General features: G+C 62.7%; 14 protein-coding genes and 1 riboswitch. All 14 genes read left to right on the top strand.

All coding sequences use genetic code 11. The annotated features are described in order from the left end of the window. The first annotated feature begins 60 nt into the window (after positions 1 to 60). Positions 61 to 930, top strand: a complete 870-nt coding sequence (locus BM235_RS04470) for a sensor histidine kinase (RefSeq protein ID WP_090109855.1) — start codon at positions 61 to 63, stop codon at positions 928 to 930. Beyond that, positions 899 to 1,606 (top strand): response regulator, encoded by a 708-nt coding sequence (locus BM235_RS04465; protein ID WP_090109853.1) that lies wholly within the window; start codon positions 899 to 901, stop codon positions 1,604 to 1,606. Before BM235_RS04470 ends, BM235_RS04465 begins: the two co-directional genes overlap by 32 nt. Before the next feature lie 185 nt (positions 1,607 to 1,791). Next, positions 1,792 to 3,588 carry a histidine kinase gene (locus tag BM235_RS04460; protein ID WP_090109851.1) on the top strand — a complete coding sequence of 599 codons (1,797 nt, stop codon included), beginning with the start codon at positions 1,792 to 1,794 and terminating at the stop codon, positions 3,586 to 3,588. Beyond that, the gene (locus BM235_RS04455; RefSeq protein ID WP_158544103.1) at positions 3,581 to 5,137 is read left to right on the top strand and encodes a response regulator transcription factor; all 1,557 of its coding nucleotides are present in this window, start codon (positions 3,581 to 3,583) and stop codon (positions 5,135 to 5,137) included. Before BM235_RS04460 ends, BM235_RS04455 begins: the two co-directional genes overlap by 8 nt. 176 nt (positions 5,138 to 5,313) lie before the next feature. Further along, positions 5,314 to 6,282: an ABC transporter permease gene (locus BM235_RS04450; protein WP_090109846.1), complete on the top strand. Its 969-nt coding sequence runs from the start codon at positions 5,314 to 5,316 to the stop codon at positions 6,280 to 6,282. Between the two features lie 14 nt (positions 6,283 to 6,296). Next, complete coding sequence (locus BM235_RS04445; protein WP_090109844.1) at positions 6,297 to 7,202, top strand: carbohydrate ABC transporter permease; 906 nt, start codon at positions 6,297 to 6,299, stop codon at positions 7,200 to 7,202. 144 nt (positions 7,203 to 7,346) lie between these two features. Continuing rightward, a complete protein-coding gene (locus BM235_RS04440) occupies positions 7,347 to 9,044 on the top strand; it encodes an ABC transporter substrate-binding protein (RefSeq protein ID WP_369803480.1) in 1,698 nt (565 codons plus the stop codon). A 137-nt stretch (positions 9,045 to 9,181) separates the two neighbouring features. Next, complete coding sequence (locus BM235_RS04435) at positions 9,182 to 9,799, top strand: YcnI family copper-binding membrane protein (RefSeq protein ID WP_090109840.1); 618 nt, start codon at positions 9,182 to 9,184, stop codon at positions 9,797 to 9,799. A gap of 466 nt (positions 9,800 to 10,265) precedes the next feature. Further along, positions 10,266 to 10,372: riboswitch (TPP riboswitch) on the top strand. A 357-nt stretch (positions 10,373 to 10,729) separates the two neighbouring features. Beyond that, a complete protein-coding gene (gene thiC, locus BM235_RS04430) occupies positions 10,730 to 12,493 on the top strand; it encodes a phosphomethylpyrimidine synthase ThiC (protein WP_090109838.1) in 1,764 nt (587 codons plus the stop codon). Beyond that, the gene (locus BM235_RS04425; RefSeq protein ID WP_090109832.1) at positions 12,486 to 13,649 is read left to right on the top strand and encodes a ThiF family adenylyltransferase; all 1,164 of its coding nucleotides are present in this window, start codon (positions 12,486 to 12,488) and stop codon (positions 13,647 to 13,649) included. The genes thiC and BM235_RS04425 overlap by 8 nt, the downstream gene beginning before the upstream one ends. Further along, on the top strand, positions 13,646 to 14,626 hold the full coding sequence (gene thiE, locus BM235_RS04420) for a thiamine phosphate synthase (RefSeq protein WP_090109831.1): 981 nt from the start codon (positions 13,646 to 13,648) through the stop codon (positions 14,624 to 14,626). Before BM235_RS04425 ends, thiE begins: the two co-directional genes overlap by 4 nt. Positions 14,627 to 14,629: 3 nt before the next feature. After that, the gene (locus BM235_RS04415; protein ID WP_090109830.1) at positions 14,630 to 15,445 is read left to right on the top strand and encodes a thiazole synthase; all 816 of its coding nucleotides are present in this window, start codon (positions 14,630 to 14,632) and stop codon (positions 15,443 to 15,445) included. Further along, positions 15,442 to 16,614: a glycine oxidase ThiO gene (gene thiO, locus BM235_RS04410; RefSeq protein WP_158544105.1), complete on the top strand. Its 1,173-nt coding sequence runs from the start codon at positions 15,442 to 15,444 to the stop codon at positions 16,612 to 16,614. The genes BM235_RS04415 and thiO overlap by 4 nt, the downstream gene beginning before the upstream one ends. After that, the gene (thiD, locus tag BM235_RS04405; RefSeq protein ID WP_255374050.1) at positions 16,611 to 17,492 is read left to right on the top strand and encodes a bifunctional hydroxymethylpyrimidine kinase/phosphomethylpyrimidine kinase; all 882 of its coding nucleotides are present in this window, start codon (positions 16,611 to 16,613) and stop codon (positions 17,490 to 17,492) included. The genes thiO and thiD overlap by 4 nt, the downstream gene beginning before the upstream one ends. Positions 17,493 to 17,586: the final 94 nt, after the last annotated feature.

Genomic DNA, 17,586 nt, shown 5'->3' with positions numbered 1-17,586 from the left:
TGTCGCGCACTTGGCGTGTCGCGGACGACGCCGCAGCAAACGGGGACGGGAGAGAAGCCGATGAACGACCGCCGGATCAAATGGATGATCCTGCTCATCCCGACGCTGACGATCGGCTTGTGGGAGTATGTCCGGCATGCGTTTTTGCTGCCTTACATGACGATGGACCTCGGCAATTTTCTCGCGCCTTTCATCGTGCTGGCCGTGACGCTGACGCTCGTGCGCGGACTTTTCGCCAGGCTGGAATCGTCCCAGCGGGCGCTGCAGCGCGAACGCTCGCTTAGCGCCGCGCTGGAAGAGCGGGAGCGGCTCGCGGGCGAGCTTCACGACGGCATCGCGCAGTCGCTGTTCCTGCTGGCCGTCAAGCTGGACAAGCTGGATGCGTCGCCGAACGAGGCGGCGCGCGCCGCGACGGCCGGCGAGCTGCGGGAGACCGTCCGCGACGTGCACGAGGACGTGCGTCAGGCGATCGCGAGGCTGCGTCTGCCGCCCGAAGCGGCCGACCATGCCTGGGTCGAGCCGCTGCGCGAGCTGCTCGGCGAGACGGCGGCCTTGACCGAGGCGCAGGCGGAGTTCCGCTGGGAGATTCCCGAGGACATGCTGGGCGCCAAAGAAAAAGTCGAGCTGCACGCCTGCCTGCGCGAAGCGCTGGTCAACGTGCGCAAGCACGCTCGCGCGGACCGCGTATACGTCGTCGGCGAGCGGACGGCGGAAGGCGGCTTCCGCTGCGCGGTCATCGACGACGGCGTCGGCTTTGCGGGCGAGCCGCTCGAGGCGCCGGGCAGATTCGGCTTGCGCATGGTTCGCGAGCGCGCAGGCCGCATGGGTTGGACGTTCGGCGCGACCTGCGGGGGCGGCCTGACGGTGATCGAGTTGACCAAAAAAGGAGCGGACAAATATGGACGGCGGATGGCGGATTCTGCTCGTTGACGACCACCGGCACGCGAGGCAGGGCATGCGGGAGATCGTAGAAGGATGTCCCGACTTCACCGTCGTCGGGGAAGCCGCCAGCGGCGAGGAAGCGATCGGACGCATGCCGGATGCCCGGCCGGACCTCGTGCTCATGGACATTCACATGCCGGGCATGGGGGGGCTGGCGGCTTCCAAACTCATCAAGGAAGCCTATCCGTCGGTCAAGATCGTCATCGTGACCGTGTCCGACGAGCCCGCCCACCTGTTCGAGGCGCTCAAAAAGGGCGCGCAGGGCTACCTGCTCAAAAACCTCAACCCTTCGGCCTGGCGGGAATATTTGCGCGCCGTCGCTTCGGATGACGCGCCCCTGAGCGCGGATATCGCGCTGTCGATCCTTAGAGAATTCGCCGGCCGCGGAGGCGCAGGCGGCACAGCGGCCGACGCGCGAGGCCCCGGCAAGCGAACCGAGGGGCCGGAGATCGGCGAGCCGCCGCGAGAAGACTTGACGCCGAGGGAGAAGGAAATTCTCCTGGAGGTGGCGCGAGGTCTCACGAACCGGGATGTCGCGGCCGCGCTCGGCGTGTCGGAGCATACGGTCAAAAACCATTTGAAAAACATTTTGCAGAAGCTTCATCTCGGCAATCGGGTGCAGCTCACGCGATATGCGTACGAGCAGGGGATCGTTGAACCGTGACGATCCGCTGCTTTTTTCATGCCTTCATAGCCCAGATTCCTTCGCTTTTTCAGAAAAAACGCTGATTATGACATGAAAAATAGTATACTAGTTAAGGTTACCGGTACTTGCAAGTCTGGCTACAATCAAGCTTAGCGGAAATGATAGCGCTTACCTTCGTTGGATGCGCGAAAGCGGGGCGGAACATGCGGACTTATTTCCGCCACTTCACCAATCACATGAAAATCCGGAACAAGCTGATCGTTTCCTTTATCGCCGTCGTATTGGTGCCCACGCTGATCGTCGGCGTCTATCTCACCGTGGAGCTGCGAAAAATGGCGCTGCGCGGAGCGGCGGAGCAGATCGAGACGAATATGGATCGGGTCAAGAAGCGGACGATGGACCTGCTCAACGTTTCCTACGATATCTCTTACCGTCTGTCCAACGATACGCGTCTCGGCCAGCTCGCCAACGGCGCCTACGATTCGACCTACAGCGTCGTGGATGCCTACCGCGAATATCCCGACTTCAAGGAGTACGTGAACCTGTACCGAGAGATTACGAGCATGCGGCTGTACGTGGACAACCCGACGCTCCTCGACAATTGGGAGATCATCCCTACCGACGAGCAGACGAAAAAAACGGACTGGTACCAATGGGCGAAAAAATCGGACGGCCTGATTCGTTGGAGCTATGTCACCGACTCGCGGGACGGCTTGCGTTATCTCAGCCTGATCCGGCGCATCGATTTTTACAAGCATTCCACGAACGGCGTGCTCGTCATCAACACGAATTCCGCGATGCTCAACGGCATCCTGAGCCAGGAATCGTTCGATACGATGCTCGTCGCGGACCGCGATATCGTAGCGGCGAACCATCCCGAGCTGGTCGGCACGACGCTGCAGGACCTGGCGATCGGTCCCGATATCGTCGACCGGCGAAGCGGCGCGTTCATGACCAAGCTTGGAGATCGGCGCGTGCGGATTCAAATCGCGGATCTCTATCCGGACAATCCGCTGATCAATCTGCGCATTCTGTCCGTTTTTTCGGTCGACGATATCGTACGCGAGCCCAATCGGATCATTCGGTCGGCGCTGGCCGCGATCGGTCTGGGTCTTGTCGTCGCCCTCGTTCTGATCCTGATCCTGTCCAAGCTGATCGGCGACCGGCTGCTCCGCTTGAGCAAACACATCTCCAGGGTCGCGACGGGCAAGCTCGACCTGAGGCTGGCAATCGACGGCAAGGACGAGATCGGGCAGCTGTCCCGCCAATTCAACGCGATGCTAGGCAGCATCCGGGCGCTGATGGGGGAAGTGAACGAATCCAATCGGCAGAAGAGAGAGCTGGAGACGAGGCAGAACGAGATCAAGCTCCGGATGCTGGCCAGCCAGATCAATCCTCACTTTCTGTTCAACACGCTTGAGTCGATCCGCATGAAGGCGGTCGTGAGGAAGGAAGCCGATATCGCCCGGACGGTGAAGCTGCTCGGCAAGATGATGCGCAAAAACCTCGAGGCCGGCAGCGGCGTCATTCCCGTATCCGCGGAGATCGATATGATCGGATGTTACCTGGACATTCAAAAATTCCGTTACGAAGACAGGCTGCAGTACAAGCTGAATATCGATCCGGAGGCCTCGTCCGAGCGCATCCCTTCGCTCGTCATTCAGCCGATCGTCGAGAATGCCGTCATTCACGGCATGGAGAACAAAGAGGAGGCGGTAACCGTGGAGGTCACGCTGCAAAGCCGCGCCGACGGCCTGTTCGTCGAGGTGCGGGACGACGGCGCCGGCATGTCCGGGGACCGATTGGCGGAGGTGACGGCAAGCTTGAAAGACCCCGGGGGCGCGGAAGCCTCCGACCATATCGGCCTGCGCAACGTCAACGCTCGCCTCGAGCTGTCTTACGGCGCGGAGCATGGTCTCGCGATCGAGAGCGCGCCCGACGAAGGTACGCGCGTGCGATTCGTCATCCCAAGGGGAATGGGGGACCAGACAAATGTTTAAGGTTATTCTGGTCGACGACGAGCCCTCGATCCGGGAGGGGCTCGCGGAGCTGCTCGACTGGGAAGCGCTCGGGTACCGGATCGCCGGTTCGGCAGCGAGCGGCAAGGAAGCGCTGCTCCTGAACGCGCGAATCCGCCCGGATCTCTTGATCGTCGATATTCGAATGCCGGGCATGGACGGCATGGAGCTGATTCGCGAGCTGAAGAAGGAGGACGCCGACGTCCGCGTGCTCGTGCTGAGCGGTTATGCCGATTTTAATTACGCGCGGCAGGCGATCGCGCTCGGCGTCGACAATTATTTGCTGAAGCCCGTGGACGAGGATGAGCTGGCGGACAACTTAAGCACGATCAAACGGGCGCTCGACGAAAGAGAAGCGAAACGCGAAGCGGAGAAGCGAACGGAAGAAGAGCGTCTTTCCGAGCGTCTGGAAGCGATGCTGTCAAAAGCGCCTGAGCGCGCCGAGACATGGGCGTCGGAGATGGCTTCATGGCGCGGAGAAGGCGCAGGCTTTCGTGTCGTGCTGATCGAGATCGCCGCGGACGGCGGAGAGTCGGCGCTAGCTCGGCGGCAGATATACGAACGGCTGAAGGCTGCATACGAGAAAACGGGCGCGGGCATCGTCTTTGATGCAGGCGTCCCGATCGGACTGCTGCTTGCGGACAGCGTGCTCCGGGATTCCGCCCGCCGCAGGCTGACGGCGTCTCTGCGCGACTGGGGCGAGCTTGCCGGCTGCCGAATATTCGCGGCGGCAGGCGAAGGTGCGCCCGATGCCGCCGGCATTCCTTTATCGTTCGCGACGGCCAAGCTGCGCGCGCAGCGCCGCTTCTTTTACGACGGCGCGGACTTTATCGACGACGAGACGGCGCGGCGGCTGCCGTCCCCGGAGGCGGGCCCCCTCGATCCGGACCTGCTGCTACGGCAGGCGGAGCGGCTGTACCTGGCGGTCTGCACGGGCGGCGAAGCCCGCGTGGCGCCGATCGTCGAGGAGATCGGCGATCTCATGCTTTGCGCCGGCGAAGGAGAAGATTCGCTCAAAGCCCGGTTCGTCCAGCTGCTGACGCGACTGCTCGAGAAGCTGTCGGCCCGTCAGCCGGGCGCCGGCTCCGCCCCGACGCTGCTTGAGTCGAAGCTGCTGGCGATCCACCGCGCATGCGGATACCAGACGATGCTCGCGCAAATCTCCGGCCTTCTCGTTGAAGCGATTCGACTGACGGACGACGGCGGAGGAGAGCGTCAGATTCGCAAGATGACGCAGCTGATCGATGCCCACTACAAGGACAATCTGAAGCTGGAAAAGCTGGCCGAGGCGTTTAATTACAACAGCGCTTATCTCGGGAAGCTTTTCAAGTCCGTGACCGGGGATTCGTTCAATACCTATCTCGACAAAGTCCGGATCGCCAAGGCCAAGCAGCTGCTCCAGACGGGACTCAAGGTGTACGAGGCGGCGGAGCAGGTCGGCTATCCCAACCCGGATTATTTCCACGGCAAATTCCGCAAATACGAAGGCCTGTCGCCCGGCGCGTACCGCAGCCGATTCGAATCGTCATGATCGAGAAGAGAAGGACGGACAAGGCAGCCAATTCAGCTGTTTTGTCCGTCTTTTTTAGCGGCTTTCTGAAAACGTTTTCTGAAATCGCTGATTTTAACAGGAAAGCGGGGCGGATTTGACGGGTAGGAGCGTTGAAAGCGTTCTCTTATAATAAAACCAAGCAAGGAGGTAATCGAATGAGGACAATGACGGCAAGCCAAGAGAGACGAATGGAGGGCGTGTCACGGAAAAAAGGCGGCACCTTTTGGAGAAAGTTTTTCCAGCAGCGGTATCTGTATCTGATGTCCGTGCCGTTCGTATTGTGGGCCTTCGTATTCAGCTACTTGCCGCTCTGGGGCTGGACGATGGCCTTCCAGAAATTCAAGCCCGGCATCGCCTTCGGGGATCAGAAGTGGGTCGGCCTTCAGTACTTCAGGGAGCTGTTCGCCGACGAGCAATTCTACCGGGTGCTGCGCAACACGCTCGCGATGAGCACGATGGGACTCGTCGCCGGCTTCGTCGTACCGATCGTGTTCGCGGTCGTCCTGAACGAAGTGCGGGCGATGCCGGTCAAACGGTTCGTGCAGACCGTCTCCTATCTCCCTCACTTCGTCTCTTGGGTGGTGGTGGCGGGGATCGTCACGAAGATGCTGTCGACCGAGGGCGGCGTGGTCAACGAGATTTTGATCTCGCTCCATATCGTCGACGAGCCGGTCCAATTCATGGCCAAGGGCGGGCTGTTCTGGTACATCGTCACCGCATCGGACGTGTGGAAGGAGATGGGGTGGAATACGATCATCTACCTGGCGGCCATCGCGGGGATCGGTCCCGACTTGTACGAGGCGGCCAAAGTGGACGGGGCCAGCCGACTGCGCCAGATCTGGCACATTACGCTGCCCGGCATTCGCCCGACGATCGTCGTCCTGCTCATTATGTCGATCGGACATCTGGTCGGGATCGGCTTCGAAAAGCAGTTCCTGCTCGGCAATCCGCTCGTGAGCGACTATTCGCAGGTGCTCGACCTGTATGCGCTCAATTACGGCCTGGGGCTCGGGCGCTTCTCGTTCGGCACCGCCATCAACATTTTTAATTCCGTCATCAGCGTGTTCCTGCTCCTTATCGCCAACGGCATATTCAAGCGCACGACCAAAGAAAGCATCTTCTAAGGAGGCCGGCCTGCATGCAAGCGATCAGACGTTTTGCCGGCCGTCCATGGTCGGATCAGCTATTCGAAGTCATCGTGTATCTGATATTGATCACCGTTACCGTCGTTACGCTTTACCCGTTTCTCAACGTGCTGGCCATCTCCCTGAACGATTCGACGGACAGCGTACGGGGCGGACTGACGATCTACCCCCGGGTGCCGACGTTCAAAAATTACGAGACCATTTTCGCCTTCGGCGGCCTGATCACCGGGCTCAAAATATCGGTGCTGCGGACGGTCGTCGGCACGCTGCTGGGGCTGGTCAGCGCTTCCATGCTTGCGTTCACGATCAGCAGGGCGGATTTTCAGGGCAGACGGTTTATCTCCGCTTTCCTGGCGCTCACCATGTACGTGTCGGGCGGATTGATCCCGTTCTACATTCTGATCCGCGACCTCAACATGATGAACACGTTCGCGGTCTACGTGCTGCCCGGACTCGTGAGCGCCTTCAACGTCTTTATCATCCGTTCGTTCATCGACGGCATTCCCTATGCGCTGCAGGAATCCGCGAAGCTCGACGGCGCGAACGACTGGACCATTTTCTGGCGCGTCATCCTGCCATTGACGAAGCCTGCCCTGGCCACCATCGCGCTTTTCCTGGCGGTAGGACAATGGAACGCCTGGTTCGACACCTATCTGTACAACGGCTCGAACGAAAAGCTTACCACGCTGCAGTTCGAGCTCATGAAGGTGCTTCAGAGCACGACGACGAACGCCGACCAGTTCCGCGGACGCAACATGACCGAGGTGATGCGGCAGATCTCTCCCGAATCGGTCAAAATGGCGATCACGATCGTCGTGACCGTGCCGATCCTCGTCGTTTATCCCTTTCTGCAAAAGTACTTCGTCAAGGGCATGACGCTCGGCGCCGTCAAAAGCTGACGCCCGTCAGCAGTACGCCGCACCGAACCGAAGGGATCCGCAGGATTCGATCCTGTCCAAATACGATCCATCATCACATTAAACGGAGGGTTCCAAGCGATGAAAAAGATAATGAAGGTAAACACGCTGCTGCTCGCCGGCGCCATGACGCTGAGCTTTCTGTCCGCCTGCAGCAAGGATAACGGCGGCAACGGCGGCGCGGCTTCCGGAGCTGCGCCATCCGGATCGTCGAAGGCAACGGAAGCGGCCAAGGAAGGCGAGGATCTTTCGCCCGTCACTTTTACTTACTTTTCCGAAGACCCGAATCCGAACTGGAACAACATGCAGGACGACGTCTCCAAGGAGATCACGAAAAAGACCGGCGTCACGCTCGATGCCGAATACGCGATCGGCGACCCGGCGCAAAAAGTGGCGCTCATGGCAGCCAGCGGCGAGTATCCCGACATTATCGCGGCCAAAGGCGACATCGGCAAGCTCGTCGACGCCGGCGCGGTGCTCGACCTGACCGAGCTGATCGACAAATACGCCCCCAATATCAAAAAGGTGCTCGGGCCGTATATGAGCCGGGCGAAGTATACGACCGAGGACCAATCGATCTATTCGATCCCGACCTGGTCCGCGGTGGACGAGGTCAAGGCGGTCGCGGGCGGCGGCTTCGAGCTCCAGCACCGCGTCGTCAAGGAAGCGGGTTACCCGACCATTCGCACGGTACAAGATTACGAGAAGGTCATCAAGGACTACCTTGCCAAGCATCCGACGGACGAAAACGGCAATAAAAACATCGGCCTGTCCCTGAATGCGGACGACTGGCATATGTACATCTCCGTTACGAATCCGGCAGCCTTCGTCACTGGGGGCTCGGACGACGGCGAATATTTCGTCGATCAGCAGACGAACGAAGCGATCTACCATTTCCGGCGCCCGGAGGAGAAGGAATATTTCCGCTGGCTGAACCATATGAACGCGGAAGGACTGCTCGACAAGGAAAGCTTCGTGCAAAAATACGATCAGTACAAAGCGAAGGTCGCCTCGGGCCGCGTGCTCGGACTCATCGACCAGGACTGGGATTACAACGACGGTCAGCAGGCGCTGAAGACCGCGGGCAAATTCGACCAGACGTACGGCCACTATCCCGTTACGATGGGCGAACAGTTCAAGGAGACGTCGTTCTGGCCGACGGGCTTCATGGGCGGGTACGGCATCTCGATCTCCAGCAAAGCCAAGGATCCGGTGCGCATCATCAAGTTCCTCGATTACCTCGCTTCGGATGAAGGTCAAATTCTCAATAACTGGGGCGTCGAGGGCAAGCATTACGTCGTCGAGAACGGCAAGCGCGTCGTGCCCAAGGAAGTCCAGGACCGCATCAACAACGACAACACCGCGTTCACCAAGGAGTCCGGACTCGGCTTTTACTGGAACATCATGGTCCACTACGGCGACGGCGTGAAAGACCCGACCGGCAATTATTATACGAAAAACAGCCCGGAAATGATCACCGAGGGTTATAGCGACGTTGAGAAGGAAACGCTGGCAGCCTACAAGGCGAAGACTTGGAAGGACTTGTTCCCGAAGGAAGACGAGTTTAACGTGAAGGCGTACGGCGCCGCATGGAACATTCAAATTCCGGGCGAAGACGAAGTATCCATACTCGGGAACAAGATGAAGGACATCACCTGGAAGCGGATCCCGGAGGCGATCCTCGCGAAGCCCGAGGACTTCGACAAGATTTGGGACGCCTATCAGAACGACCTTATCAAGGCAGGCGTCGAAAAGATGGAGAAGGGCTACACCAAGTACGTGCAGGACCGCGTGAAGCTGTGGGGCGCGGACGAAGGAAAATGACGTTAAGCGAGCCTCCGCGCCCTCTCCGGGCTGCGGAGGTTTTTTCATTTGCGGTCATGACTCTTTGGGGTCATGCGCTTCGAGGAGGACGGCCTCTATAATAGGCATATCCCATAGAAACGAAAGGTTGATCGTAAATGAAAAAAATCGGAGCCCTGCTCTTCGCCGCTACGCTGGCGTTCGGCTATACGGGCTTGGCGAGCGCGCACGTCCGGGTCGAGCCGGCGGAGGTGGCGCAGAACGCGTACCAGGTGTTCACGATCCGCGTCCCGAGCGAAAACGAGGGCGTCAATACGACGCAGGTCAAGCTGGACGTTCCGGCAGGCGTGGAAGTGTCGCGCTTCGAGCCGTATCCCGGCTGGACGAGCACGACCGAGAAAGACGCGGACGGCAAAGTCGTCTCCGTCACCTGGAAGTCCGACGGCCAAGGCATCACGGAGACGGAGTTCGTGCAGTTTATGTTCCAGGGACACGTCGCCGAGGACGCGAAAGAGCTGGTGTGGAAGGCGCATCAGACTTACTCCGACGGCGCCGTCGTCGACTGGAGCGGCGCGCCTGATGCCGATACGCCGGCATCGGTGACGGCGGTAACCGCGGCTGCGGCCGGCGGCGACGGGCACGGGCAAACCGGATCCGCTTCGACGGAAGCGTTGGACAGCGATCGGGATCCGCTGACGCTGGGCCTTGCGATCGCGGGCCTGGTGGCGGGGCTGGCCGCGCTCGCGACCGCGCTGCTGCGCAAGAAATCGCGCTGAACGCGAGGGTGCTCGGGCGAGCAATAGCGGCATTGAGTGCCGTTATTGGCTGGGCGGGGCGCTCGGAATCGAGCAATAGCGGTCCTGAGTGCCGTTATTGGCTGGCCGGGGCGCTCGGAATCGAGCAATAGCGGTCTTGAGTGCCGTTATTTGTGGCAGGGAGCGATATTTGCGAGCAATAGCGGTCCTGGATGCCGCTATTCGATGGCGGGGGCATTTGGATTCGAGCAATAGCGGTCTTGAGTGCCGTTATTTGTGGCAGGGAGCGATATTTGCGTGCAATAGCGGTCCTGGATGCCGCTATTCGCTGGACTGGCGCTCAGGATCGAGCCATAGCGGTCCTGAGGACCGCTATTCGTCGGCGGGGAGCGCTTTTGCGAGCGATTCATCTTGCTACGCTTTTCAGCGCTTACGGGGAGAATAGACGGATTGACACCCGGTCCTCGGCCGTGTACATTTGAAACATGAATTCCACTGGGGGCGCCCGCAAGGGCTGAGATAAGGCAGCGATGCCTTGGTCCCTTTGAACCTGATCTGGGTCATGCCAGCGTAGGAAAGTGGACCAATGTGCGTAGCAAGCTGCATCGGATTGTAGCGACGCGAGCCGATAGGCCGTGTCATACAGGCGAGTCGCTCTTTCCGTAACCGCGGGAAGCGTTCGTCCTCTCGTCCGCCCCATGCAGTTCGAAGCTGCTCGTTTTGGCCGCTCCCGACGGGGCGGCTTTTTTTGCATCGCATGCAAAGCCGCGTCTCGTACGGGGGCAGTCCATCCAGGCGTATCGATGTCCGCCGACGGCCGCATCCGTCTCCGGGCGCAATCGTCGTTTGCAGCCTTGCCTAACCGTCATTGTGTTTCTTTTTTTCGCATAGCGCCCTTGTCGGCCTCCCGGAGGAATTCGTTTGAATTCATTCCAGGGAGGTTTTTTAGCGATGGCGATCTTAAATCGGGCACTGCCCGGCAGCCGCAAAGTTTACTTGAACGGGGACGGGGGCATTCGCGTGCCGATGCGCGAAATCCGCCTATCCGTCAGCACAGCGAGAGACGGCTCCTCGCAGCCGAACGCGCCCCTGCTCGTTTATGACGCCAGTGGTCCTTACACGGACGACGGCTACGAGGCCGATATCCGAAAAGGATTGCCGACGATCAGGGACGCGTGGATCGCGGCCAGAGGGGATACGTTCGAATACGAGGGAAGGGAGCCCGTACCGTCGGACGACGGCTACAGCTCGGAGGCCCGTGCCCGCCTGCGGCAAGACACGCAGTCCTATCCCGGACTTAAGAGAAGGCCGCGCCGGGCGGCGGAGGGGCGCAACGTCACGCAGCTTCATTATGCGCGCCGCGGCATCGTTACGCCCGAGATGGCTTTTATCGCCGTCCGGGAAGGGATGACGCCCGAATTCGTGCGGGACGAGGTGGCTGCCGGACGCGCCGTCATCCCGGTCAACGTCAACCATCCGGAGTGCGAGCCGATGATCATCGGACGGCATTTTCACGTGAAAATCAACGCGAATATCGGCAACTCCGCCGTCGTCTCCTCCATCGAGGAGGAGGTGGAAAAAATGACATGGGCAACCCGTTGGGGCGCGGATACGATCATGGATTTGTCGACGGGCAAAAACATTCACGCGACGCGAGAGTGGATCATGCGCAATGCCCCGGTCCCCGTCGGCACGGTGCCTATTTACCAAGCGCTCGAAAAAGTCGGCGGCCGGGCCGAAGCGCTCACCTGGGAAATCTACCGCGACACGCTCATCGAGCAAGCGGAACAGGGCGTCGATTACTTTACGATTCACGCAGGCGTACTGCTTCGCTATATCCGGTTGACGGCCGAGCGGGTGACCGGCATCGTGTCTCGCGGCGGCTCCATCATGGCGGCCTGGTGCCTCGCGCATCACGAGGAGAACTTCCTCTACACGCATTTCGAGGAGATCTGCGAGATCATGAAGGCGTACGACATCACCTTCTCGCTCGGCGACGGCCTCAGGCCCGGCTCGATCGCGGACGCCAACGACGAGGCGCAGTTCGCGGAGCTCGAGACGCTTGGAGAGCTTACTCGCATCGCTTGGAAGCACGACGTACAGGTCATGATCGAAGGTCCGGGCCATGTGCCGATGCACCTGATCAAGGAAAACGTCGATCGGCAGATGAAGGTGTGCCAAGAGGCGCCGTTTTACACGCTCGGACCGCTCACGACGGACATCGCGCCCGGCTACGACCATATTACGTCGGCCATCGGCGCGGCGATGATCGGCTGGTTCGGCACGGCGATGCTCTGCTACGTTACGCCCAAGGAGCATCTGGGCTTGCCGAACAAAGAGGACGTGAAGGACGGCGTCATTGCCTACAAGATCGCGGCTCACGCGGCCGACCTGGCCAAAGGCCACCCGCGGGCCAAGCTCCGCGACGACGCGCTGTCGAAGGCGAGATTCGAGTTCAGATGGCGCGACCAATTCCATCTGTCGCTCGATCCGGAGCGAGCGATGGCCTTCCACGACGAGACGCTGCCTGCCGAAGGGGCCAAGACTGCCCACTTCTGCTCGATGTGCGGACCGAAGTTCTGCAGCATGCGGATCACGCAGGATATACGCGACTATGCGGCCGCCCGCGGATTGAACGACGAGGAGGCGGTGGAAACCGGCATGCGCGAACAGGCGGACGGCTTCAAGGCGGCGGGCGGACAAATTTATGTCTAGCGCCGGGTTCGGAGCGCCGACAACATACAGCGCCAGTGCAGATCCCGGTGAAGTCGTCATCGCGCATGACGGGTCCTTGTCCAGGTACGACCGGCAAATTCGCTTCGCGCCGATCGGAGCCGAAGGTCAGCGCCTGCTCGGCGGCGCGGCCGTCCTCGTCGCGGGGGTCGGCGCGCTCGGGTGCGCGCTCGCGCAGCAGATGACGCGGGCCGGCGTGGGCACTGTCAGGCTGGCGGACCGCGATTTCGTCGAACGCGGCAACCTGCACCGACAGTCGCTGTTCGACGAGGCGGACGCCGCGGCGTCGACGCCGAAGGCCGTCGCTGCGGCAGCGCGTCTTCAAAGGGTGAACGGTGCCGTCCGCATCGAGCCGTACGTGTCCGAGATCGGGCCCGGGAACGTCGGGGAGCTGCTCGCCGGCGTTGACCTGGTGCTCGACGGGACGGACAATGCCGAGACCCGCCTCCTATTGAGCGATGCCTGCTTCGTCAGGGGCATTCCTTTCTTGTATGGCGGAGCGACGGGATCGGCCGCGAGCGCGGCATCGCTCGTGCCGGGCCGGACGCCATGCCTACGCTGCCTGATCGGCGGAGAAAGCGAAGCGGAGGCGGGGGACACGTGCGACACGGCGGGCATCGTCGGCCCGGCGGTCGAGCTGGCCGCTTCGCTTCAGGCGGCGGAGGCGCTCAAGTGGCTGAGCGGCAATCGCGGCGCGATGCGGCGTACGTGGATCGCGGCGGACGTTTGGCATTTCACGCTGCGGGAGACGAAGCTGCCGCCGGGCAGGGCTTCCTGCCCCTACTGCGGAGATGCGGACGCAGCCCTCGTCCGAGCGTCGGAGCAGCCCGCATCGGAGCTGGAAGCGACCGTCCTGTGCGGACGAGGCACGATCCAGGTGGCGACGGGCGGCGCGCTCGCGCCGCATGCTTGCGCGGATCGCCTCGCGCGCCGCGGCTGCCGGATTCTCGCGGCCAACGACTATCTGGTCCGGGCGCGGACGCCGTGCGGCGCCACGCTGGCCGCGTTCGGCGACGGCCGGGTGCTCGTACGAAGCGAGTCCGGCATGCAGAACGATGTAGACGAGGCGATCCGGCTATGCCGGACCTATGTGATGGAGGCGCCCGGATATCCGGGGCCGAAGGAGGAGCTGCATTGAGAGCGATCGAGGACTGCAAGCTGTACGTGATAACAGGCGAACAATACCATCCGGGCAGGCCGCTCGGCGAGGTCATGGAGTCCGCGATCGCCGGCGGAGCGGACATCGTTCAGCTTCGCGTCAAAAGCGGTTCGTCCGCGGAGCGGCTTGCCAAAGCAAAGTCGCTGCGAGCGTTGACCCGCCGCCACGGCGTGTTGTTCATCGTCAACGACGACGCGGAGCTCGCGATTGCCGCAGATGCCGACGGCGTTCATCTCGGCCAGGATGACATGCCTCTCTCCGAAGCGAGGCGGAGGGTCGGCAAAGGTATGCTGATCGGCATTTCCACGCACGAGCTGTCGCAGGCGCTGGAGGCGGAACGCTCCGGTGCGGATTACGTCGGCGTCGGGCCGGTTTATCCGACGGCGACGAAGCCCGGCAGGAATGCCGTTACGACCTCCTATGTTTTCGAGGCTGCCGCGCAGCTGCGGATTCCCTTTTTCGCGATCGGGGGCATCTCGCCGGCGACGGCCGACGAAGTGCTTGCGGCAGGCGCGCGGCGGCTGTGCGCGGTGTCCGCCGTGGTCGGGCATCCAGATCCGGTTGCCGTATGCGTCTCGCTGAAGCGCAGCATCGAGCGATGGGAGGCGCGAGATGCCCGGCTCATAAACGGTTGGACGACGGCCGTGAGCGTGGAGTCTGAGGAGACCATGGAGACTGCGGGGACCGTGGAGACAGTGGAGATCGCGAAGCCGGAGGCTGTCCTCCCCCCGGGAGCGGCAAATGCCGACCGCAAGCGAATCCCGTTGCTGCTGAACGGCAAGCAAACCTGGTGCGAAGCTTCCACGCTTGGCGCGCTCGCGTGGTCTCTCGGCCTTGCCGGACGAAGAGTGATGGCGGAGCTGAACGGCGAAGCGGTGCCTAGGGCGGACTGGGAAGCCGTGTCGATCCGCGCGGACGATCGCGTAGAGTTCGTACAATTCGTAGGAGGTGGATAATCGATGCACTCGGCAACATCGCGGCTCGAGATCGGCGGCATCGCGCTCAGGTCCAGGCTGTTTCTGGGCACGGGACGATATCCGAGCCCAGCCGTTATGCGCGAGGCGCTGGAAGCATCGGGCGCGCAAGTCGTCACCTTCGCGGTACGCAGAGTCGACCTCGACGTCACCGAGGACGACCCGCTGCTGCGGCAGACGGAAGGGAAGGACCTGGTCTACCTGCCGAATACGTCAGGCGCGTCGACGGCTGAAGAAGCCGTCCGGATCGCCCGTCTGGCGAGGGAAGCAGGGCTCGGCAATTGGGTCAAAGTCGAGATCAGCGGCCACCCGCGCCTGCTGCTTCCCGATCCGGCCGAGACGCTGAAGGCGACGGAACGTCTCGCGCGCGAAGGTTTCACTGTTCTGCCCTATACGTCCGACGACCCGATGCAGGCGCTCCGGCTGGAGGCGGCGGGAGCGGCGGCCGTCATGCCGGGCGGATCGCCGATCGGCACGGGGCTCGGCATTCTCAATCCTTATAATCTAGGCTTGATCGTGGAGAATGCAGGCGTGCCCGTCATCGTCGACGCCGGTCTCGGCTCGGCCGCCGACGCCGCGACCGCCATGGAGATCGGCGCCGACGGCATTCTGGTCAATACGCCGGTGGCGAAGGCGCGGGATCCCGTCTCGATGGCCGCGGCCATGAGACTCGGCGTCGAGGCCGGATGGCTGTCGCGGCAGGCAGGCCGAATCCCGCGGCGCGCATACGCTTCGGCGAGCAGCGACGAGGCCGGCGCGTGGTTCGCGAAGCCCACGGCGGCAGGGGGGACGCGGCCTTGAAGCGCACCTTGCTCGTGCTGGGCGGCGGCATCGTCGGATTGTCCTGCGCCTATGAAGCGCTGAAGCAAGGCTGGCGCGCGATCGTCGCCGACCGCGGCGAGATCGGCGGACAGGCGTCGGGGGCGGCTGCGGGGATGCTCGCGCCTTACTACGAGAGCGGCGACGGTCCCGACGCCTTTTTCCGCCTGTGCATGGACAGCTTCGACCGATATCCGGCTTGGACGGCGGAGATCGAGGACGCTGCCGGCATGCGCGCGGGCTTGGTCCGATCCGGCAGCTTGCACGTCGCGCATCGCGACGCGGATCGGCTGTCGCTGCTCGGACGGCTCGCGTGGCAGTCAGGTCTAAGCAAGGGCATGGAGTGGCTGGACGAGGAGGCATTGTCGCGGATCGAGCCGTCTTTGCCGCGAGGGCTTGCGGGTGCGCTGTATTGTCCGGAGGAAGCGCACGTGCAGGCGCCTCTGTTGGTCAAGGCGCTCGCCGAAGCGTGCACGCGGCTTGGCGCGCAGCTGCTGCCGCATGCGGGGGAGATGACCGTCATCGGGCAAGACGCGTCGAACGGACTCTCCGTCCGCTTCGAGGCGTGCGGCAAGATCGGCGCGGACGCGCTCTGCTGCTGTCTCGGGGCCTGGAGCGGCCAGCTGGCGGATTGGCTGGGACTGCGCATTCCCGTCCATCCGATACGAGGGCAAATTTGCGCCTACGACCCGGCGCCCGTCTCCCTGCGCCATATCGTGTTCGGTCCGCAGGCGTACTGGGTGGGCAAGCCGGACGGCTCGCTGGTTTGCGGCGCGTCCGAGGACGAAGCCGGCTTCGATCGGACGGTGACCGCCGGCGGCGTCGGAAGGCTCGTTCGCGCGGGCGGGCGGATGTTCCCCGCATTGGAAGGCGCCGCGCCGGCCCGGAGCTGGGCGGGGCTGCGTCCCGCCACATTGGACGGATGGCCGCTGATCGGCCCCGTGCCTGGCAAATCCGGCGTATTTGTAGCCGCCGGACATTATCGCAACGGCATCCTGCTGAGCCCGGCGACGGCAGCCGCGTTCGGAGGGTGGCTGGCTGCCGGAGGCGGAGCGCACGGCGTAGGCAGCGAAGCGACGAGCCAGGCATTCCGGCCCGATCGCTTCGGCCGCTATACGGGAGACGAGAGGAAGGAGGCGTCGTCCGTATGAATGATTCGGCGATGGCCGACCGGGCAGAAGCCGAACGCATGGGGCGCTGGAGCTTGCCGGCCCGCGCGCTCACGATCGCCGGCTCGGACGCCGGCGGCGGGGCGGGCATCCAAGGCGACTTAAAAACCTTTCAGGAGCTCGGCGTCTACGGCATGAGCGTCGTCACGGCGGTCACGGCGCAAAACAGCCTGGGCGTGCAGCTGGCCGAGCCCATGCCGCCGCGGCTCATCGCGGCCCAGCTCGACAGCGTGCTCTCCGATTTGGGCGTGGACGCGGCTAAGACAGGCATGGTTCCGACGCCGGAGGCGGCGGAGGCCGTCGCCGGCGCGCTGAGGCGCTTCGGCGTCCGCAGGCTCGTGGTGGACCCGGTGCAGCTGTCCAAAGACGGCTTCGCGTTAGCCGGACCCGGAGCCTTCGAAGCGACGGCGAAGCTGCTGCTCCCGCTGGCGGAGCTGGCGACCCCCAACGTGCCCGAGGCCGCGGCGCTCCTCGGCATCGCCGAGGCGGACCTCGCCGGGCTAGGCGCCCGCGTCGAGGCCGCCAGGTCGCTGCTCGCTTGGGGACCTCGTTACGTGTTGCTTAAGGGCGGGCATGCCGATGACGACGCATGCACGGATATTTTGGTCGGCGCCGCGGACGGCGGCGCCGAGCCGACGCTGCTCCGCGGTCCGCGCCTGCCGGGATCCGGCGCTCGCGGCACGGGCTGCGCATTCGCCGCCGCAGCCTGCGCCGCCATGGCGCTCGGCCGGGACGTGCCGGCCGCTTGCCGCAGCGCCAAGGCGTTCGTCGCCGCTGCGCTCGCGGCGAGTTTCCGGCTGGGCGCCGGGACGCCAAGCCTGAATCACGCGTGCGGGAAGCCGAAAAAATGGTCCGAATGAAGAACGGAGCTGGCCGCCAACGCGAATCGATTTTTACAAAAGTCGCGTCATTGTTTAATGCCGTGTTTACCTCCATCGTATAAAGTGGAGCAAA

The sequence above is a fragment of the Cohnella sp. OV330 genome, assembly GCF_900112065.1.
GTDB lineage: Bacteria > Bacillota > Bacilli > Paenibacillales > Paenibacillaceae > Cohnella.
The sequence above is the reverse complement of the archived record's forward strand: the minus strand, read 5'-3'. Positions and strand labels throughout refer to the sequence as shown.